This window comes from Mesorhizobium sp. B4-1-1 (assembly GCF_006439375.1).
Taxonomy (GTDB): domain Bacteria; phylum Pseudomonadota; class Alphaproteobacteria; order Rhizobiales; family Rhizobiaceae; genus Mesorhizobium.
Map to the genome: position 1 here is coordinate 68,089 of NZ_VFTH01000001.1, position 17,664 is coordinate 85,752.

Below are 17,664 nucleotides of genomic sequence, written 5' to 3' on the forward strand. Positions count from 1 at the left end.
GGGCTTTTGTACCTTTTTCTCGTAGTCCCCACGGCGAGAAAACCGGACGTGCGGTATTTCCCTTACCGTATTAACCGGATTTTCCCTACACGCAAGGCTCCCGGTTAATTTGTATTTACTTAACCGTACCGCGTGGCTTTCGCGTCACGCATATCCCCACGCATGGTAAACGGCATCTCAATATGACCGGAGCTGAAGCCAAATTTCTTCATGATTTCAGCACCCAAACAGATCGTTCCAAAACACGAAGCCCATGAAGCCGAGCACCAGGAAAAGCCCGGTCCGGTAGGCCATCTCCATCGTTCGCTCCGAAACGGGCCGCCGTATGATGGCCTCCACGCCGTAGAACAAGAGATGGCCGCCGTCGAGAGGGGGAATCGGCAGGAGATTGAGGAATCCTATCCCGACTGACAGAAATGCAACAAGCTGCACCAGCCACTCGAAGCCGAGCTTGGCTGCCTGACCCGACATTTTCGCGATCTTGATCGGACCGCCCAGCTGGCATTTGTCCTCGCGTCCAAGCGCAAAGCGTTGCAGGAACTGGCCGGTGCGCTCGATCACATGCCCGGTTTCCTGCACTGCCGCCACCACGGCGCCAGCCGGCGTATAGGAGATCAGGCGCGGCTGGCCGAGCTCGGCGTTGTTGACGACGCCGATCACCGCGACCTTGATCTTGTTGCCCAGCGCATCCTGCTGCTCCATGGGCTCCGGCGTGGCCGTAACGTCGATTTCCTTGCCGTCGCGCAGCATGGTGAAGGCGATGGCGTCGCCCGCCCGGCCCGAAACCAGCCGTTGCACGTCGGCGAAGGTCTCCACCTTGCTGCCGTCGACTTTGACGAATCGGTCGCCTGGCTGGATTCCAGCCTTTTCCGCTGGGCTGCCCTTGGTGACTTCGGCGACTGTCGGCTCCAGGACCGGACGGCCATAGAGCGAAAACAGCACCGCGAACACGACGATCGTCAGCAGGAAATTGAACAGCGGCCCCGCAACGACGGTAGCGGCGCGCTTCCAGATGGGTTGCGTGTGGAAGGCGACCTCGCGCTCGGCTTCGGTCAGCGATTCGAGCTCTTCCGTGCTCGGCTGGCTCGATGTCGCGTTCATGTCGCCGACGAATTTGACGTAGCCGCCAAGCGGAATGGCGCAGAGCTTCCAGCGCGTGCCGCGGCGGTCGTAGAAACCGAAGATCTCAGGGCCGAAGCCGATGGAAAAAGCCTTCACGCCGATGCCGCACCAGCGGCCGATCAAATAGTGGCCCATCTCGTGGACGAACACGACCACGGTCAGCACGAACAGGAACGGCACCAGCGTGCCAAGGACGAAGCCTTGTGTGCTGAACACCGCGTGAAAGATGTCGTTCAAGTCATGCCCTCAAATTCGCCCGCACGCGACACTCCACCGCGACTGTGGCATCAATCCGGGCGAATCCGTGGCGCGCGCCATTTTTCGCCTTACTGCTGCGTCGTTCAGTTCGGAAACAGCCCCAGTGCCGGATGCTCGGCGCCCGCCGCGATCCAGCCCATGACGTACAGCGCGAACGCGGCCGCGACAAGCCCGTCCACCCTGTCCATGACGCCGCCATGGCCGGGAATGAGATTGCTGGAATCCTTGGCGCCGTGCCGGCGCTTGACCCATGATTCGAAAAGATCGCCGATCTGCGAAACGATCGAAAGCACCAGGGCGACGAGCCCAAGCTGGACGAGATTGCCGGCCCCGGCCGCAACCGCCAGCAGCAATCCGGCGACAACGCCGCCGGCCGCGCCACCCAGCGCGCCGCTCTGCGTCTTGCCGGGCGAGATCGACGGCGCGAGCTTCGGGCCGCCGACCGCGCGGCCGACGAAATAGGCCGCAATGTCGGTCGCCCAGACCACGGCAAACAGGAAGAGAATCGCAATCACCCCGGAATGACTGTCGTCACGGACATAGGCGAGCGAAAAGCCGGAAAGAGCCGCATAGGCCAGTCCAGGGGCTTCCCACGGCGCAGGCCCTCCGACGCGGGCGGCAATGGCCGCGACCGCCACAAGGATCGCGACAAGCAAGAGCAGCCACAAAGCCGGCACGCCGGCGATCAGCGCGCCGATGAAAACCAGAATCAGTGCTTCCGGTAGGAAGCCGAGAGCCGCCCCGCTCGCGGGGCGCGCCATGCGCGTCCATTCATAGAAGATCAGCGCCGCTATTCCCGCGCAGAACAGCCGAAACGGCAATCCGCCGAGCCAGGTGAGCGCAAGCGTCAGCGCCGCCATCACGATTGCCGAGATGACGCGCTGCTTGAGATTGCTCATGCGTGGCGGCGCCTAAAGCGCGACGTCGCGGGCGGCAAGCCCGCCGAAGCGTCGTTCGCGCCCGGCAAAGTCGCGCAAGGCGTCGGCCAGATGCTCGCGGCTGAAGTCCGGCCAATAGCAAGGCAGGAAGATGAGCTCGCTATAGGCAGCCTGCCAGAGAAGGAAGTTCGACAGCCTGAGCTCGCCGCTGGTTCGGATCACCAGCTCAGGATCGGGAATGCCCTTTGTGTCGAGCGACGCGGCAAAACTTTCCGCCGTGATCGCGTCGCTCGCCATGTCGCCGCGCGCGACGGCATCCGCCAGCTTGCGCGCCGTGCGCACGATCTCGTCGCGGCCGCCATAGTTGAAGGCGATCACCAGCGTCAGCGACTCGTTGCCGGCGGTCAGCGATTCGGCCTCCTGCAGCAGCCCCCTGATATCGGGCTGCAGCCCCTCTTTGTCGCCGATCACCCTCACCCGCACGCCGTTCTGATGCAGTTCCGCGAGATCGCGGCGGATGAACAGCTTCAAAAGCCCCATGAGGTCGCTGACCTCGGATTTCGGCCGCGACCAGTTCTCCGAGGAAAAGGCGTAGACGGTCAGGTAGGATATGCCGAGCCCGGGCGCGGCGCGGACCGTCTTGCGCAGCGCCTCGACGCCGGCGCGGTGCCCGGCAAGGCGCGGCAGGCCGCGCGCCTTGGCCCAGCGTCCGTTTCCATCCATGATGATCGCGACATGCGCGGGCGTTGCCATGGTCTCGCTTTCGGGCCGGAAAACCTGACCCTAAACCTGCATGATTTCAGCTTCCTTATCGGAAAGCAGGTGATCGATGGTGCTGATCGTCTCGTCGGTCAGCTTCTGCACCTGGTCGGAGCGCTTGCGCTGATCGTCCTCGCTGATGGTGCCGTCCTTCTCCGCCTTCTTGAGGAAATCCATGCCGTCGCGCCGCACATGGCGCGCCGCGACGCGGGCGTTCTCGGCGTAGCCATGCGAAATCTTGACCAGTTCCTTGCGGCGCTGCTCGTTGAGTTCCGGCAGCGGAATCCTGAGATTGGTGCCGTCGACGATCGGGTTGAAGCCGAGATTGGCTTCGCGGATGGCGCGGTCGACGGCGCTGACCATCGATTTGTCCCAGACCGAGACCGAAATCATGCGCGGCTCCGGCACCGTCACATTGGCCACCTGGTTGATCGGCATCGTCGTGCCGTAGGCCTGGACCTGGACGGCATCCAGCAGGTTGCTGGACGCGCGGCCGGTGCGCAGCGAGGCCAGGTCGTGCTTGAAGGCGGCGATCGCCCCGTCCATGCGTCGCTTCAGGTCTTCGAACTCGCCACTCATGATCATCTCCTCGACCCGTTCGCCGGGTTCACTGCTTGTGCCGTCGTCCCGTCCGCGGTTCCGTCTGACGGATCCCGGCCTCGGTTATTTGTCCGCGACGACCGTGCAATGGCCGCCGCCCCTCAGAATATCGCCGAAACCACCTTTTTCGTGGATCGAATAGACGATTATCGGAATGTTGTTTTCGCGCGCAAGTGCAATCGCGGCGGTATCCATGATCGCAAGCCCGCGTTTGATGACTTCCGCGTGGCTGATGCGGTCGAAACGGACCGCGTTCGGGTCCTTCTTGGGATCGGCCGAATAGACCCCGTCGACCTGCGTGCCCTTGAACAGCGCATCGGCGCCGATCTCGGCGGCGCGAAGGGCCGCGGCCGAATCGGTGGTGAAGAACGGATTGCCGGTGCCGCCGGCGAAGATGACGACCTTGCCCTGGTTCATATAGGCGGTTGCCTGGCGCTGCGAAAAGCTCTCGCAGAGTTCCGGCATGGCGATCGCCGAAAGCACGACGGCGTCGACGCCGATCTTGTTGAGCGAGGTGCGCAGCGCCAGCGAGTTGATGACAGTGGCGAGCATGCCCATGTGATCTCCGGTGACGCGGTCGCCACCCTTCGAGGCCACGGCGACACCGCGGAAGATGTTGCCGCCGCCGATGACGACACCCACTTCCACGCCCAGCGCGCGCGCTTCGGCAATGTCGGCGGCGATACGATCGACCACGGAGACATCGATGCCGAAATGCTGCTCGCCCATCAACGCTTCGCCGGAAGCTTTCAGCACGACACGTCGATAGAGGGGCTTCACCGTCATCTCATTCCTCGAATATTTCGGCGCGGCAATTTTGGAGGCAAAACCGCCCCCGCTTCATCCGGCGATGCGGTCATGACGGGTTGACCCGATACACGAAGGGCGCGGCGATGTCACGCCGCGCCCTCGTGCAAAATCCCGGGCTTTTCGGTCAGCTGCTGCTGATGCTGACGGCCTCGCCCTCGATCGTCACCGGTGGTGCAAAGCCGGAAGGCTTGTCGCCGATCACCACCCCGCCGGCCACCCTGACCTGTATCTCGGGACCGAAATAGAAGTACGGGTACGGCGCCCGAACGCGGCTCACCTTATCGAGCCGCTGGCGAAGCTCGACGGGAATAGAAAAATCCAGCGCCGCTAGATTGTCCCGCAGCTGAGCGACCTTCGTCGCTCCGAGGATGACCGTGGCGACGCCGGGCTGCGTCGCCACCCAGTTCAGCGCAATTTGAGCCATGCTGCGGCCGAGCTCGGCGGCCACCTTTTCGAGTTCGGCCACGATCGCCCAGTTGCGTTCGCTGAATTTCTGGAAACTCGGATGGGTGGTGTTGCGAAAACCGTCAAGCCGTCCGGCATTGCCCGCTTGTGTCGGACGGTATTTGCCGCTGAGCAGCCCGCTCGCCATTGGGCTCCACACCATGATACCGGCGCCGTGACGCATGGCGAAGGGCACGAATTCGTGCTCGATGTCGCGTTGGGCGAGCGAATATTCGAGCTGCAGGGCGCAGATCGGCTCATAGCCGCGCAGTTCGGCGATCACCTGCGCCCGGCCGGCATACCAGCCCGGCACGTTCGACAGGCCGATGTGGCGCACCTTGCCCGCACGCACCAGGTCGTCCAGCGGGCGCAGGACTTCCTCGGCCGGCGTCAGCCTGTCCCACACATGCAGGAGATAAAGGTCGATATACCCGGTCCCGAGCCGTTTCAGCGAGGCGTCCACGGCGCGCAAGATGTTCTTGCGGCCATTGCCGCCTGCATTCGGATTGCCGGGGTCCGGATTCATGGTGAATTTGGTGGCGATCACCGCCTTGTCGCGCAGACCGCGCTCGGCGACGAACTCGCCGAGCCAGGTCTCGGCGGTGCCGCCTGTATAGAGGTCGGCCGTATCGAAGAAATTGCCGCCCGCCTCGACATAGGCGTCGAACATGGCGCGGGCGGTATCCTTGTCAGCGCCCCAGCCCAATTCGGTGCCGAAGGTCATCGTGCCCAGCGCCAGCCGGCTCGCTCTCAGGCCACTGTTGCCGAGCGTGTAATAGGCCATTGTCATGGACGTCTCTCCAATCCGGGTCCGATTGACGGCGCGTTATGAGCCGGGGGTCGCCTTGACCCAGGGATTGCCGCGCTCATGCGTCATCCGGAACGCGAAGCCGTCGACTTTCCAGCCGGTGCCGGAACGCGTCAGGTGGTGCTCGTAGGTGCCCCAGACTTCCCAGAGCGGGTCGCCGTTGCCTTCCATCCGGTTCCAGGCATAGCCGTTGGAGCGAACCGTCGCCGCACCGGCGTCGAAGGACACCTGATGGTTGGTGCGCAGATGCAGGCTGGTCTTGCTGCCCTTGAGGTTGCCCGCCCAGGCGCCGATCAGGTCGTCCGAGGCGATGTTGGCCGCGGGCTGTCCAGACAGAGTGCTGAAATCGGCGGTGACACGCTCGGCGAAATAGCTGCGCGCCAGCTTCCAGTCCTGCGCATCCACCGCGCGGTCGATGGCGTCGGCGATGCGGATGACGGCACGCTCGTCGGCCAGGGCCTGCCAGCCGGCCGGTTCGGCACCGCCAGCATCCACCGGCGCCAGCACTATTCCTGCAGCAAAAGTTACATGTCTCAACGCGTTCATTTCGTCTCTCCTTGGCCAATCAGCCCGCCGCCGATGTGTTGACGCCAAATATGAGCCGGCTGGGGAGCATCGATAAGATTGCATTGTTCGCAAAGACTGTGCGATGTCATTCATGAATGGATCGCGACCTGCTTAGCCATCTTCCGGTCATCGTCGCTGTCGCGCGACGCGGCGGCTTTGCGCTTGCCGCGGCCGAGCTCGGCATGAGCGCTTCGGCGGTGAGCCACGCGGTGCGGCTGGTGGAAGAGCGCATCGGCCAACCGCTGTTTGCGCGTACGACGCGCAGCGTTTCGCTGACCGAGGCAGGCAAGGCGCTGGTGGAGACGGCGGCCCCCGCCTTGCAGGACATCGCCGAGCGGATGGACCGGATCCGCGGCGTGAAGGGAAGGCCGGCCGGCCTGCTCAGGATCAACGCTTCCAACATAGCGATCCCTCTGGCGGTGACGCCGGTGGTCGCGGCCATGGCCGAACGCTATCCCGACGTGACGGTCGAGATCGTTGCCGACCAGGGACTTGTCGATATCGTCGGCGAAGGTTTCGACGCCGGCATCCGATTGGGCGAGATGATCGCGCAGGACATGGTCACCGTCAGGATGACGCCGCCGTTCAAGGCCGTGATCGTCGCCTCTCCCGCCTATGTCGGCAAGCACGGCCGTCCACGCGACATGGCCGATCTCGCCAATCACAACTGCGTCGGCTACCGGCTGGTCCGATCGGGCGCGCTTTACCGCTGGGATTTGAACGACAGCGGCAAGGATGTCGTCGTCGAAACGCGCGGCACGGCCGTCGTCACGGATTCGCTTGGCGCCATCGATCTGGCGCTGGCCGGCCTCGGGCTCGCCTACGTCTTCGAGCCGCTGGTGCGCGGCGACCTGGCAGCCGGCCGCCTCGTCCAGATCCTGCCGCAGACGGCAATCGAGGAGCCCGGTCTTTTCCTTTACTTCCCGCGTCGCGCATCGATGGCGCCGAAGCTCAGGGCCTTTATCGACACCGCACAAGAAATCGGCCGAGCATCCATGCGGACACCCGGCCGAGTTGCCTGAGCTCGTGAGCTCTTCACCTTAAGGGAAACGCCGAGCGCTCCCCTCGGATCGGAGCTATTTCTTGACCGCCGCCGCGACTTCCGCCGCGAAGTCGGTCGTTTCCTTCTCGATGCCTTCGCCCAACGCGTAACGCAGATAGGCGGTGATCTTCGCCGGAGCGCCGATCTCGTTTTCGGCATCCTTCAATGCCTTCTCGACGGTGATGTCGGGATTGAGCACGAAGGCCTGCTTCAAAAGCACGACCTCTTCATAGAACTTGCGCAAGCGGCCCTCGACCATCTTCTCGATGATCGCTTCCGGCTTGCCCGACTGGCGCGCCTGATCGGAGAAGATCGCCTTCTCGCGCTCGACCAGCGCCGGGTCGACTTCCTCGGCGCTCAGCGCGACCGGGTTGCTGGCGGCGACATGCATCGCCACCTGGCGGGCAAAGGCGTTGGCCGCATGCTCGTTGCCGGTGGTCTCGATCGCGACCAGCACGCCGAGCTTGCCCAGCCCATCGGCAACCGCGTTGTGCACATAGGTCGCCACCGCGCCATGCGGCACGGTGAGCTTCGCCGAGCGGCGGAAATTGATATTCTCGCCGATGGTGCCGACCGCGTCCTTGACGGTCTCGGTGACAGTCTTGTCGGAGCCCGGATACTTGGCGCCGGCAACCGCCTCGGTCGCACCATAGGCGAGCGCGACCTTCGCGACATTGCGGACCAGTTCCTGGAACTGCTCGTTGCGGGCGACGAAATCGGTCTCGGAATTGACTTCGACAACCGCGGCCTCACGCACGCCGGCATCGACGCCGATCAGGCCCTCGGCGGCGGTGCGCCCGGCCTTCTTGTCGGCCTTCGAGATACCCTTCTTGCGCAGCCAGTCGACGGCCGCTTCCATGTCGCCGTTGGTCTCGTTCAACGCCGCCTTGCAGTCCATCATGCCCGCGCCGGTCAAGTCGCGGAGTTCTTTGACCTGTGCAGCCGAAATCGTCATTGTCGCCTCTTTGTTTCAAATGCGCCGACGCACCATCGGGACTCGATGATGCGCTCGGCAAAAGCGCTTTAGCGCGCCAATTTATTGGAAAGATGAAGGCCGGGACCCGGCCTTCCTTATCAAGCTTCCGGAGCTTGGGCAGCCGGAGTGTCGAGCGCGGGCTCGACCGGAGCCTCGGCCGAAGCGCCGATGTCGACGCCGAGCGCGCCCTGCTGGCGGGCGATGCCGTCGATGGCGGCCTTGGCGATCAGGTCGCAATAGAACTGGATGGCGCGGGCCGCGTCATCATTGCCGGGGATCGGGAAGTCGATCTTGTCCGGGTCGCAGTTCGAATCGATGATGGCCACGACCGGAATGCCCAGGCGCTTGGCCTCGAGGATCGCGATCGCTTCCTTGTTGGTGTCGATGACGAACATCAGGTCCGGCGTCGAGCCCATGTCCTTGATGCCGCCGAGAGCCTTGTTGAGCTTCTCGCGCTCGCGATCGAGGTTCAGGCGCTCCTTCTTGGTGAGGCCCTGGGCCTCGCCGGCGAGCGTCTCGTCGAGCTTGCGCAGGCGCTGGATCGAATTCGAGATCGTCTTCCAGTTGGTGAGCATGCCGCCCAGCCAACGCGAGTTGACATAGTACTGGGCCGAACGCTGCGCGGCGTCGGCAACGATGTCGGACGCCTGGCGCTTGGTGCCGACGAACAGCACGCGGCCGCCCTTGGCGACAGTGTCGGACACCTGCTTCAGAGCCTGATGCAGCAGTGGCACCGTCTGCGACAGGTCGATAATGTGAATGTTGTTGCGGGCACCATAGATGTAAGGCGCCATCTTCGGGTTCCAGCGGTGGGTCTGGTGGCCGAAGTGAACGCCAGCTTCCAAAAGCTGGCGCATGCTGAAATCTGGCAGAGCCATTCTTTAGTTCCTTTCCGGTTGGCCTCCACGGACACAGGCATTTCGGACCTATGTCCTGATGCCACCGGAGGTTTCAGCCGGATTTCTCCCGGGCAGACACCAAAGTCCGTGTGTGGAATGAGCGCGCATATAGAGGGGAAGTCTCATAAACGCAAGCCGGGAAAACGCCCTTACCTGCGGCGATCCGCCCAAATCTCAGCGTTTTAGCTTGCCGTTCGGCACCCTGACGCGGCGAAAGATCGCGACGATTTCCTCGCGGCTGCATTCGATGGCGCCAAGCCGAACCGCGCGATCGCGCTCGAAGCCGGTGATGTCGTAATGCGGCGCCGACGTCTTGGGCGGCCCTTGATAGGAGGAAAGCTTGAGGCCGAGTTCGGTGGCGAAGCGATGCAGCTCGTCCGTGTCGTCGGCAAGGAGATGGCACCAGCGGTGGCCGGCCCATTTCCAGATCGCCGCATCGACATAGACCGCCATCATGCTCGCCGCATTCGGTGAGCCTCACACATGGCGTTCGCAGGTCAGGCCTGCAAGCCGGGTCGGCCACCGTCGAAGCGCTGCTATTTCGACGCCGGGCAAGGCTTGGTCTGGTCGAACAACGACAGGTTCACCAGCTTGCCGGTCATCGAGAAGTCGCCATAGTCCATGACGAGGTCGCGAGTAATGCCGTTCTCGTGCAGCTTGAAGCTGATCCGGTACTCCGGCACCTCCTCGCCGCTTTTGTCGGTATCGTCGAAATAGGCGATGTCGACCGGCCAGTATTTGTCGGAGGCGAGCTTGGCCAGCGCCGGCGCTTCCGGATCCGTCTTTTCTGCGTCCGTCTTCTTGCCGACGATGACGGTGGTGGTCATCACCTTGTTGGCATCCTCTGAGCCGTCGAACAGATTGGTCTGGTAGAAATTCTCGCCCTTCTCGGCCTTGCCGATCAGCTCGACCAGATGCTGGGTCGGAAACTGCGTCGCCGCGAGATCGAGGCTGCTCTTCTCCGGCTTGTCGATATCGACCTTCAGGCCCTTCGCTTCCCTGGTCGCCGTGCCCTTGACTTCCTTGTCGAGGTTCTGGTCGACAAAGGATTTCGTCACGAAGGAAAAGGTCTTGCCTTCGGCGTCCTCGAAAGTCGTCGTTTGCTGGTCGGTCAACCTGGTGTTGTCGCTGGTGACGATCTGCGTGACGAAGCGGAACTTGACCGTATAACCTTCGCAGGCCGAGCCGTTGAACTCGTAGACCATGCGGCCGGTGATGCCGGTAATGCCTGAACGGTCGGAGGCCTTGCTGAGCGTGAGATCGTAGACGGCGCGATGCGCCTGCAGCGCAGGCACCGCAAAAGCCGGCGCCATCGGAAGCGCCGCCGAGAAACAGGCGGCGGCGAGGAAAAGGCGCGTTGCGCGCATGCGTTGCTCCGATCGTCGCGGCCGGGGGGCAGGCCGCAGGGAAAGATGGTCCAGCTTAAAAAAAGTCGTGGCGGAAGCGAGGCAAAAATAGCAATTTCGGCCCCGCCAACGCGGCGTCTTCCAGCAATAGGGAAAACCAATGAGCGAGACAATCGAAAAGCGGCTAAGCGATCTTGGCGTCACCCTTCCGGCCGCCGCCGCGCCCGCCGCCAACTACGTGCCCTATTGCCGCACCGGCAACACGCTGTTCACCGCCGGCCAGCTGCCGCTGAAGGACGGCAAGTTGCAGGCAAGCGGACTGCTCGGCCGCGACATCGACACGGCCGCCGGCAAGGAAGGCGCGAAATTCTGCGCCATCAACATCCTGGCGCAGGCCAAGGCAGCACTCGGCGACCTCGAAAAAATTAGCCGCCTGGTCAAGATCACCGTCTTCGTCGCCTCCGCGCCGGATTTCGTCGAACAGCATCTTGTCGCCAACGGTGCCTCCGACTTCCTGGTCGCGGCACTCGGGGAGCGCGGCAAGCACGCCCGTTCCGCCGTCGGCACCGCCTCGCTGCCGCTCAACGCCGCGGTCGAGATCGAAGCGATCTTCGAAGTCGCGTGAGGTTCGAGATGACCGATCTTTCCTGGCTGATCGCGCAGCCTGTCGCACATCGCGGCTTCCACGACATGAACAAGACGCGCTGGGAAAACACGCTGTCGGCCTTCGCCGCGGCGGCCGAGCGCGGCTATGCCATCGAATGCGACGCGCATATCTCTTCGGACGGCGTTCCGGTCATCATCCATGACGGCGATCTGAAACGCCTGACCGGCCAGGACGGCTTCGTCTGGCAGCGCACCGCGGCCGAACTGGCGACGCTCAAGATCGGCGGCACCAAGGACCACGTGCCGACACTCAAGGAAGCGCTCGACCTGATCGACGGCCGCGTGCCGCTGGTGGTAGAGCTGAAAGGCGTTCCCGGCCACGATGCCGGGCTGGTGGCGACCGTCGGTCGGCTGCTCGAGCGCTACAAGGGCAAGGTGGCGATCATGTCGTTCGATCACTGGCTGATCCGCGACTTCGCCAAGGACGCGCCGGGCATCCCCGGCGGGCTGACCGCCTATGGCAGGGACAACCAGTTGATCGAGGCGCATTTCGCCATGCTCGCGCACGGCCTCGCCTTCACCTCTTACGCCGCTGGCGACCTGCCCAACTCCTTTGTCAGCTTCGTGCGCGAAAAGCTGAAAATGCCCGTCATCACCTGGACCGTGCATGACCAGCCGGCTGTCGACCTCACTTTCAGATATGCCGACCAGATGACCTTCGAGGGCTTCGAACCCGATCTGGTCAAGGTCGCATGAGGCGGTGCCTGAAACGTGACTTGTAGCAGCCTTGAGGACGCTTAAATAAGCCGCATGGATCAAGGCGACAACGACGATGGACGGGCAGCGAACGCGGATTATGCGATCCGCGTCGCGGCGGGCATCGGTGCCTTCACCTGCAAGGAGTGGGACAGCTTTGCCGGAACCACGCGCGGCGACAAAGAAAACGGCTACAACCCGCTGGTTTCTTTCGCTTTTCTGAGCGCACTGGAAGATTCCGGCTGCGCCGTACGGCGCACCGGCTGGCAAGGCCACCATCTGCGACTCGAAACCGCGCAAGGCAGGCTTCTCGGCGCCGTCCCTTGTTATCTCAAGTCGCACAGCCAGGGCGAATATGTCTTCGACCATGGCTGGTCGGACGCCTTCGAGCGCGCCGGTGGCCGCTACTATCCCAAACTGCAATGCTCGGTGCCGTTCACGCCGGTCACCGGCCCTCGCCTTCTGGTCGGCAAAGGCGAGAATGTAGGTGCCGTGAGAGCCGGACTGGCGGAAGGCCTGAAACTCGTGACCGACAAGCTCGGCGTCTCTTCCGCGCATGTCACCTTCGCCAACGAGCCTGATGTCGCGACGCTGGAAGCGGCAGGCTTCCTGCATCGCACCGACCAGCAGTTCCATTTCTTCAACGAAGGTTTTTCGAACTATGACGACTTCCTCGCCACGCTTGCCTCGCGCAAGCGCAAGGCGATGAAGAAGGAGCGTCGCGAGGCGCTTGCCGACGGCATCTCGATCGACTGGTTGACCGGGAAGGACATCACCGAAAGCGCCTGGGACGATTTCTTCGCCTTCTACACGGATACCGGGGGCAGGAAATGGGGCCGGCCCTATCTCAACCGGCAGTTCTTCTCCCTGATCGGCGAGCGCATGGCCGATGACATTCTTCTGGTGATGGCCAAGCGCAACGGCCGCTACATTGCCGGCGCCATCAACTTCATCGGTTCCGACGCGCTTTATGGGCGCAACTGGGGCTGCATCGAGGACCACCCCTTCCTGCATTTCGAGGTCTGCTATCATCAGGCAATCGACTTCGCCATCGAGCGCAAGCTCAAGGTGGTGGAGGCCGGCGCGCAGGGCGAGCACAAGCTGGCGCGCGGCTACCGGCCTGTGACCATGCATTCGGCGCACTACATTTCGCATCCCGGTCTGCGCAATGCCGTCGCCGACTATCTCAGGCGGGAGCGGCGCGAGGTCGAGCGCATGGGGGAATATCTCGAAGAGCACACGCCCTTCCGCAAGGACCTTGGAGAATAAGGTCTCGCGGTCAGTGCGGCTTTCGCGCGGCGATCGGAACCAGGAACGAAAAGCAGGCGACCAGGAACAGCATCGCGCCGGCAAGCGCCAGCAAATCGCCGGCGCGCCATGCCGCGGCGATGAAAAACAGCGCCGATACGATGAACAGCAGCCAACCGGCGACGACCCACTTCATGATTGCTCCGTCCTAAAGCAATTCCAGGAAAAGTGTGAGCGGTTAAGTTCGGCGCCTTCGCCGTAACCTTCCGCCCGGAATTGCGTAAAAACAAAGAGATAGGACGTTTCGCCGTTTTCGTGAAATGGCGAAACGCTCTAGATTGCCGCATCAGACGACAAATGTCGGTTCTCAAGCAATAGCAGAGCCTGCCGTCGAGAGCTGCCTATGATATTGGCCAAGCAACGAAGCCGGCTCAACGCCTGCTGTTTACCGGATTGGTGGAATCCGCTAAGTCATCGCCAGGGGCATTGGTGCGCGAGCACCTTGGGGTTGGCATGCTGTTTTGGGCATCTTGGGGCGTCGGGCAATGGCTCGGTGTGGCGGGGCTCGCGGCCGCGCTGCTGTTGACCGTCCGGCTCGAAGGCAAACCGGGAACCTGGCCTCTCGGCTTTTCCACCTTCTTCCTTCTCTTTGCTTTCCTGCACCTGTTTTTTCCAGGCGCGATCGTCGCGCTCTGGATGACGCTCATGCTGACGGCCATCATCGGCATCTCGCCTGAGCGCCTTGCCGCCCGTCGGCGGCTTCGCTACACCGGACGGCGAATGCAATTGGGAGTGTCACCCCATGGCCGAAGCCTATGATCCCGGCAACATCTTCGCGAAAATCCTGCGCGGCGAGATTCCCTCGCACCGCGTCTACGAGGACGACGCGGTCGTCGCCTTCATGGATGTGATGCCGCAAGGCATGGGCCACACGCTGGTGGTGCCCAAGGCGCCGTCGCGCAACATGCTCGACGCCGATCCGGCAACGCTCGGCCCATTGTTCGGCGTGGCGCAGAAAGTTGCGGTCGCGGTGAAAAAGGCCTTCAACGCCGACGGCGTCACCCTGATGCAGTTCAACGAACCGGCTTCCGGGCAGACCGTCTATCATCTCCATGTCCATGTCGTCCCGCGCTTCGAGGGCATACCGTTGAAGCCGCATTCGGGCCAGATGGAGAAGCCGGAGGTGTTGGCCGAGAACGCCGGCAAGATCCGGGCAGCGCTGGGAAGCTGAACGGACCGATGCTCAGGCGGTCGGCAAATTCTCCAGTATGTGGAAGCCATTGGCGCTGGTCCCGCGATGAGCCTCTCGGGCGCAGCCGCGGCGGCGTGGCTTGGGCGCAGGCGTCGACGCCGAGATTGATCCACACACCCTCGAATGTCTCCTGGATCGCCGCGGCGACGCTCGATTTTCCCGAGCGCGGCGCGCCGTTGAGGATGATGATCCGCCCGGCTTCCAAGCGGTGCTCCTTTCAACGAAAAAGGCCCCGTTTCCGGGGCCTTTTGTATTTCAAGCGAGGGCTTGTCAGCCCTTGCGCGGCAGTTGCGGCACAAGGCTGCGCTTGTTGCCGTCCTTGCCTTTCGGCTCCGGCTTCTGCGCCACCGCCTTCTTGGGCGCAGGCTTCTTGGCGACCGCCTTCTTCGGCTTCGGCGCGTCTTCCGGCTCTTCCTTCTTTGGCTGCACCGGCGACTCGTCGGCGAGCGATTCGAGCTTCAGGCCGGACTCGCCGGTTTCCTTCTTCTCGACGGTGACGCGCACCGTGCCGCCCTTCTTGAGCTTGCCGAACAGCACCTCGTCGGCCAGGGGCTTCTTGATGTGCTCCTGGATGACGCGGCCGAGCGGACGTGCGCCCATGCGCTCATCGTAACCCTTATCGGCCAGCCAGGCGATCGCGTCCGGCGACAGGTCGAAGGTGACGCCACGCTCGGACAGCTGCGCCTCGAGCTGCATGACGAACTTCTGCACCACCTGATGGATGACCGGCACCGGCAACGAGCCGAACGGGATGATCGCGTCCAGACGGTTGCGGAACTCCGGCGTGAACAGCCGGTTGATCGCCTCGACGTCGTCGCCTTCGCGCTTGGTCGAACCGAAACCGATCGCCGCGCGTTGCGCATCCGACGCGCCCGCATTCGTCGTCATGATCAGGATCACATTGCGGAAGTCGATCTGCTTGCCGTTGTGGTCGGTCAGCTTGCCGTGGTCCATCACCTGCAGCAGGATGTTGAACAGGTCCGGATGCGCCTTCTCGACCTCGTCAAGCAAAAGCACGCAGTGCGGATGCTGGTCGACGCCGTCGGTCAGCAAGCCGCCCTGGTCGAAGCCGACATAGCCGGGAGGCGCGCCGATCAGCCGCGAGACGGTGTGGCGTTCCATATATTCCGACATGTCGAAGCGGATCAGCTCGACGCCGAGCGAGGCGGCAAGCTGCTTGGCGACTTCCGTCTTGCCGACGCCGGTCGGACCCGAGAACAGGTAGGAGCCGATAGGCTTCTCCGGTTCGCGCAGGCCGGCGCGCGCCAGCTTGATCGCCGAGGTCAGCGCGGTGATGGCCGTATCCTGGCCGTAGACGACGCGCTTCAGCTCGATATCGAGCCCCTGCAGCACCTTCTCGTCATCGGCCGAGACCGTCTTCGGCGGGATGCGCGCCATGGTGGCGATCGTCGCCTCGATCTCCCTGATGCCGATCGTCTTCTTGCGCTTGGCTTCCGGCACCAGCATCTGCGAGGCGCCGGTCTCGTCGATCACGTCGATCGCCTTGTCCGGCAGCTTGCGGTCGTTGATGTAGCGCGCCGACAACTCGACCGAGGCCTTGATGGCTTCGCTCGTGTAGCGGACCTTGTGGAACTCCTCGAAATAGGGCTTCAGGCCCTTCATGATCTCGATGGCGTCCTCGATGGTCGGCTCGTTGACGTCGATCTTCTGGAAACGCCGCACCAGCGCGCGGTCCTTCTCGAAGAACTGGCGGAATTCCTTGTAGGTGGTCGAGCCGATGCAGCGGATGGCGCCGGACGACAGCGCCGGCTTCAGAAGGTTCGATGCATCCATGGCGCCGCCCGAAGTGGCGCCCGCCCCGATCACCGTGTGGATCTCGTCGATGAACAGCACAGCGCCCGGATAATCCTCGAGCTCCTTGACGACCTGCTTCAGCCGCTCCTCGAAGTCGCCGCGATAGCGGGTGCCGGCCAAGAGCGTGCCCATGTCGAGCGCGAAGATGGTGGCATCCTGCAGCACTTCAGGCACGTCGCCTTCGACGATGCGCTTGGCCAGGCCTTCGGCGATCGCCGTCTTGCCGACGCCGGGGTCGCCGACATAGAGCGGGTTGTTCTTGGAACGGCGGCACAGCACCTGGATGGTGCGGTTGATCTCGCTGTCGCGGCCGATCAGCGGGTCGATCTTGCCGGCCCGCGCCTTGTTGTTGAGATTGACGCAGTAGGCCGTCAGCGCGTCCTGCTGCTTCTTCTTGCCGCCCTCTTCCTGCGGCTCGGCGCCATTCTGGCCGCCCTGCTCGTCCTCGGCGCCGCGCGGCGTGCGCGACTCCGAAGCGCCCGGGCGCTTGGCGATGCCATGCGAGATGTAATTGACCGCGTCGTAGCGGGTCATCTGCTGTTCCTGCAGGAAATAGGCGGCGTGGCTCTCGCGCTCGGCGAAGATGGCGACGAGCACGTTGGCGCCGGACACTTCCTCGCGGCCGGACGACTGCACATGGATCACGGCGCGCTGGATGACGCGCTGGAAACCTGCCGTCGGCTTCGAATCCTCGTCGTAACCGGTGACGAGGTTGTCGAGCTCGGTGTCGATATAGGTGAGAACCGTATGCTTGAGCTCGTCGAGATCGACGTTGCAGGCACGCATGACGGCGGCCGCCTCGGTGTCGTCGATCAGGGCGAGCAGCAAATGTTCGAGCGTCGCATATTCATGATGCCGCTCGTTGGCGAATGTCAGCGCCTGATGTAGCGCCTTTTCCAGGCCTTGGGAGAAAGCCGGCATGTTACCTCACTTCTTCTCCATCACGCATTGCAGCGGATGCTGATTCTGTCGGGCGAAATCCATGACCTGGGACACTTTGGTCTCGGCCACCTCGAATGTGTAGACACCGCACTCGCCCACTCCATGATTGTGAACATGAAGCATGATGCGTGTGGCGGCCTCGCGGTCCTTTTGGAAAAACCGCTCCAGGACGTGAACGACGAACTCCATCGGCGTGTAGTCGTCGTTCAGAATGAGGACCCGGTAGAGACTGGGCTTCTTGGTCTTGGTTTTGGTGCGCGTGATGACAGCGGTGCCGCGACCGGGATCGTTGCGGTCTCCGTCACCTTGCATTCGCACCACGCCTGCCGTGGCAGTCAAACCGATCGTCACGTAGTCCAGCCTTTTCGAATCCTCATGCGAGTTCAACATGTAGGTTCTCGATGAACGATTTTAAGCCCTTCTGTTTAGCTGACAATATGGCTAGGTGGGCAAACCTCAGCGAATTTCTCAATCGTGAATGCGGTTAATGTGCATCGAGTTGCGCTCGCGCATGAAAAAACCCGGCCGCGTTTCCG

Annotated in this window: 19 protein-coding genes and 2 pseudogenes; 6 read left to right on the forward strand and 15 right to left on the reverse strand. The window is 63.0% G+C overall.

Annotated elements, in window-relative coordinates; genetic code table 11:
* Positions 1-216 precede the first annotated feature (216 nt).
* From rseP to FJW10_RS00350, 7 genes and pseudogenes are all read right to left on the reverse strand, one after another.
* Positions 217-1,359 (reverse strand): RIP metalloprotease RseP, encoded by a 1,143-nt coding sequence (gene rseP / locus FJW10_RS00320; RefSeq protein ID WP_140897578.1) that lies wholly within the window; start codon positions 1,357-1,359, stop codon positions 217-219.
* Between the two features lie 104 nt (positions 1,360-1,463).
* A complete protein-coding gene (locus FJW10_RS00325; protein ID WP_140830056.1) occupies positions 1,464-2,279 on the reverse strand; it encodes a phosphatidate cytidylyltransferase in 816 nt (271 codons plus the stop codon).
* A gap of 12 nt (positions 2,280-2,291) precedes the next feature.
* Positions 2,292-3,023, reverse strand: a pseudogene (locus tag FJW10_RS00330) (isoprenyl transferase); the annotation flags it as partial.
* A gap of 18 nt (positions 3,024-3,041) precedes the next feature.
* Positions 3,042-3,596 (reverse strand): ribosome recycling factor, encoded by a 555-nt coding sequence (gene frr, locus FJW10_RS00335; RefSeq protein WP_140642694.1) that lies wholly within the window; start codon positions 3,594-3,596, stop codon positions 3,042-3,044.
* Between the two features lie 84 nt (positions 3,597-3,680).
* Entirely contained in the window at positions 3,681-4,403 is a 723-nt protein-coding gene (pyrH, locus tag FJW10_RS00340; protein ID WP_095765617.1) for a UMP kinase, read from the reverse strand.
* A gap of 148 nt (positions 4,404-4,551) precedes the next feature.
* A complete protein-coding gene (locus FJW10_RS00345) occupies positions 4,552-5,661 on the reverse strand; it encodes an aldo/keto reductase (protein ID WP_140897580.1) in 1,110 nt (369 codons plus the stop codon).
* Positions 5,662-5,697: 36 nt separating this feature from the next.
* Entirely contained in the window at positions 5,698-6,225 is a 528-nt protein-coding gene (locus FJW10_RS00350) for a nuclear transport factor 2 family protein (RefSeq protein WP_140897582.1), read from the reverse strand.
* A 116-nt stretch (positions 6,226-6,341) separates the two neighbouring features.
* Here FJW10_RS00350 and FJW10_RS00355 point away from each other — a divergent pair, with 116 nt between their 5' ends.
* On the forward strand, positions 6,342-7,268 hold the full coding sequence (locus tag FJW10_RS00355; RefSeq protein WP_140897583.1) for a LysR family transcriptional regulator: 927 nt from the start codon (positions 6,342-6,344) through the stop codon (positions 7,266-7,268).
* Between the two features lie 54 nt (positions 7,269-7,322).
* Here the strand turns inward: FJW10_RS00355 and tsf are convergent, their stop codons facing one another.
* The 4 genes from tsf to FJW10_RS00375 all read right to left on the reverse strand — a co-directional run bounded on the left by tsf (position 7,323) and on the right by FJW10_RS00375 (position 10,530).
* Positions 7,323-8,243, reverse strand: a complete 921-nt coding sequence (gene tsf, locus FJW10_RS00360) for a translation elongation factor Ts (protein ID WP_140897585.1) — start codon at positions 8,241-8,243, stop codon at positions 7,323-7,325.
* A gap of 119 nt (positions 8,244-8,362) precedes the next feature.
* Entirely contained in the window at positions 8,363-9,142 is a 780-nt protein-coding gene (rpsB, locus tag FJW10_RS00365; protein WP_140642707.1) for a 30S ribosomal protein S2, read from the reverse strand.
* Positions 9,143-9,337: 195 nt separating this feature from the next.
* Positions 9,338-9,616: a DUF4031 domain-containing protein gene (locus FJW10_RS00370; protein WP_140830856.1), complete on the reverse strand. Its 279-nt coding sequence runs from the start codon at positions 9,614-9,616 to the stop codon at positions 9,338-9,340.
* An 83-nt stretch (positions 9,617-9,699) separates the two neighbouring features.
* Positions 9,700-10,530 (reverse strand): cell envelope integrity EipB family protein, encoded by an 831-nt coding sequence (locus FJW10_RS00375; protein WP_140830069.1) that lies wholly within the window; start codon positions 10,528-10,530, stop codon positions 9,700-9,702.
* A 139-nt stretch (positions 10,531-10,669) separates the two neighbouring features.
* Here FJW10_RS00375 and FJW10_RS00380 point away from each other — a divergent pair, with 139 nt between their 5' ends.
* From FJW10_RS00380 to FJW10_RS00390, 3 genes are read left to right on the forward strand one after another with little or no spacing between them, the layout of a single operon-like run.
* On the forward strand, positions 10,670-11,134 hold the full coding sequence (locus FJW10_RS00380; RefSeq protein ID WP_140830071.1) for a RidA family protein: 465 nt from the start codon (positions 10,670-10,672) through the stop codon (positions 11,132-11,134).
* An 8-nt stretch (positions 11,135-11,142) separates the two neighbouring features.
* The gene (locus tag FJW10_RS00385) at positions 11,143-11,871 is read left to right on the forward strand and encodes a glycerophosphodiester phosphodiesterase (protein WP_140897587.1); all 729 of its coding nucleotides are present in this window, start codon (positions 11,143-11,145) and stop codon (positions 11,869-11,871) included.
* Between the two features lie 54 nt (positions 11,872-11,925).
* Positions 11,926-13,140 carry a GNAT family N-acetyltransferase gene (locus tag FJW10_RS00390; RefSeq protein WP_140897589.1) on the forward strand — a complete coding sequence of 405 codons (1,215 nt, stop codon included), beginning with the start codon at positions 11,926-11,928 and terminating at the stop codon, positions 13,138-13,140.
* Positions 13,141-13,150: 10 nt separating this feature from the next.
* On the opposite strand, the gene FJW10_RS00395 is transcribed toward FJW10_RS00390, so the two are convergent.
* Positions 13,151-13,315, reverse strand: coding sequence for a cytochrome oxidase subunit III (locus tag FJW10_RS00395; RefSeq protein WP_140897591.1), 165 nt, complete (start codon positions 13,313-13,315; stop codon positions 13,151-13,153).
* A gap of 293 nt (positions 13,316-13,608) precedes the next feature.
* Between FJW10_RS00395 and FJW10_RS00400 the strand changes: the two genes are divergently transcribed.
* Both FJW10_RS00400 and FJW10_RS00405 read left to right on the forward strand, forming a co-directional pair.
* On the forward strand, positions 13,609-13,938 hold the full coding sequence (locus FJW10_RS00400) for a hypothetical protein (protein WP_140897593.1): 330 nt from the start codon (positions 13,609-13,611) through the stop codon (positions 13,936-13,938).
* Entirely contained in the window at positions 13,922-14,350 is a 429-nt protein-coding gene (locus FJW10_RS00405; protein ID WP_140653083.1) for an HIT family protein, read from the forward strand. Before FJW10_RS00400 ends, FJW10_RS00405 begins: the two co-directional genes overlap by 17 nt.
* A gap of 88 nt (positions 14,351-14,438) precedes the next feature.
* On the opposite strand, the pseudogene FJW10_RS00415 reads toward FJW10_RS00405, so the two are convergent.
* The 3 genes and pseudogenes from FJW10_RS00415 to clpS form a co-directional block, all read right to left on the reverse strand.
* Positions 14,439-14,576 (reverse strand): annotated as a pseudogene (locus FJW10_RS00415) (chloramphenicol phosphotransferase); the annotation flags it as partial.
* Between the two features lie 65 nt (positions 14,577-14,641).
* Positions 14,642-17,107 (reverse strand): ATP-dependent Clp protease ATP-binding subunit ClpA, encoded by a 2,466-nt coding sequence (gene clpA, locus FJW10_RS00420; protein WP_140653080.1) that lies wholly within the window; start codon positions 17,105-17,107, stop codon positions 14,642-14,644.
* A 6-nt stretch (positions 17,108-17,113) separates the two neighbouring features.
* A complete protein-coding gene (gene clpS / locus FJW10_RS00425; RefSeq protein ID WP_041000825.1) occupies positions 17,114-17,440 on the reverse strand; it encodes an ATP-dependent Clp protease adapter ClpS in 327 nt (108 codons plus the stop codon).
* Positions 17,441-17,664 lie beyond the last annotated feature (224 nt).

Coding starts and splice junctions, on each gene's coding strand:
- FJW10_RS00405 (WP_140653083.1), top strand. CDS start 13,922: ATGGCCGAAGCCTATGATCCCGGCAACATCTTCGCGAAAATCCTGCGC.
- clpS (WP_041000825.1), bottom strand. CDS start 17,440: ATGCAAGGTGACGGAGACCGCAACGATCCCGGTCGCGGCACCGCTGTC.
- tsf (WP_140897585.1), bottom strand. CDS start 8,243: ATGACGATTTCGGCTGCACAGGTCAAAGAACTCCGCGACTTGACCGGC.
- FJW10_RS00375 (WP_140830069.1), bottom strand. CDS start 10,530: ATGCGCGCAACGCGCCTTTTCCTCGCCGCCGCCTGTTTCTCGGCGGCG.
- FJW10_RS00345 (WP_140897580.1), bottom strand. CDS start 5,661: ATGACAATGGCCTATTACACGCTCGGCAACAGTGGCCTGAGAGCGAGC.
- FJW10_RS00325 (WP_140830056.1), bottom strand. CDS start 2,279: ATGAGCAATCTCAAGCAGCGCGTCATCTCGGCAATCGTGATGGCGGCG.
- FJW10_RS00355 (WP_140897583.1), top strand. CDS start 6,342: ATGGATCGCGACCTGCTTAGCCATCTTCCGGTCATCGTCGCTGTCGCG.
- FJW10_RS00395 (WP_140897591.1), bottom strand. CDS start 13,315: ATGAAGTGGGTCGTCGCCGGTTGGCTGCTGTTCATCGTATCGGCGCTG.
- rpsB (WP_140642707.1), bottom strand. CDS start 9,142: ATGGCTCTGCCAGATTTCAGCATGCGCCAGCTTTTGGAAGCTGGCGTT.
- pyrH (WP_095765617.1), bottom strand. CDS start 4,403: ATGACGGTGAAGCCCCTCTATCGACGTGTCGTGCTGAAAGCTTCCGGC.
- FJW10_RS00370 (WP_140830856.1), bottom strand. CDS start 9,616: ATGGCGGTCTATGTCGATGCGGCGATCTGGAAATGGGCCGGCCACCGC.
- FJW10_RS00380 (WP_140830071.1), top strand. CDS start 10,670: ATGAGCGAGACAATCGAAAAGCGGCTAAGCGATCTTGGCGTCACCCTT.
- FJW10_RS00385 (WP_140897587.1), top strand. CDS start 11,143: ATGACCGATCTTTCCTGGCTGATCGCGCAGCCTGTCGCACATCGCGGC.
- FJW10_RS00390 (WP_140897589.1), top strand. CDS start 11,926: ATGGATCAAGGCGACAACGACGATGGACGGGCAGCGAACGCGGATTAT.
- FJW10_RS00350 (WP_140897582.1), bottom strand. CDS start 6,225: ATGAACGCGTTGAGACATGTAACTTTTGCTGCAGGAATAGTGCTGGCG.
- clpA (WP_140653080.1), bottom strand. CDS start 17,107: ATGCCGGCTTTCTCCCAAGGCCTGGAAAAGGCGCTACATCAGGCGCTG.
- frr (WP_140642694.1), bottom strand. CDS start 3,596: ATGAGTGGCGAGTTCGAAGACCTGAAGCGACGCATGGACGGGGCGATC.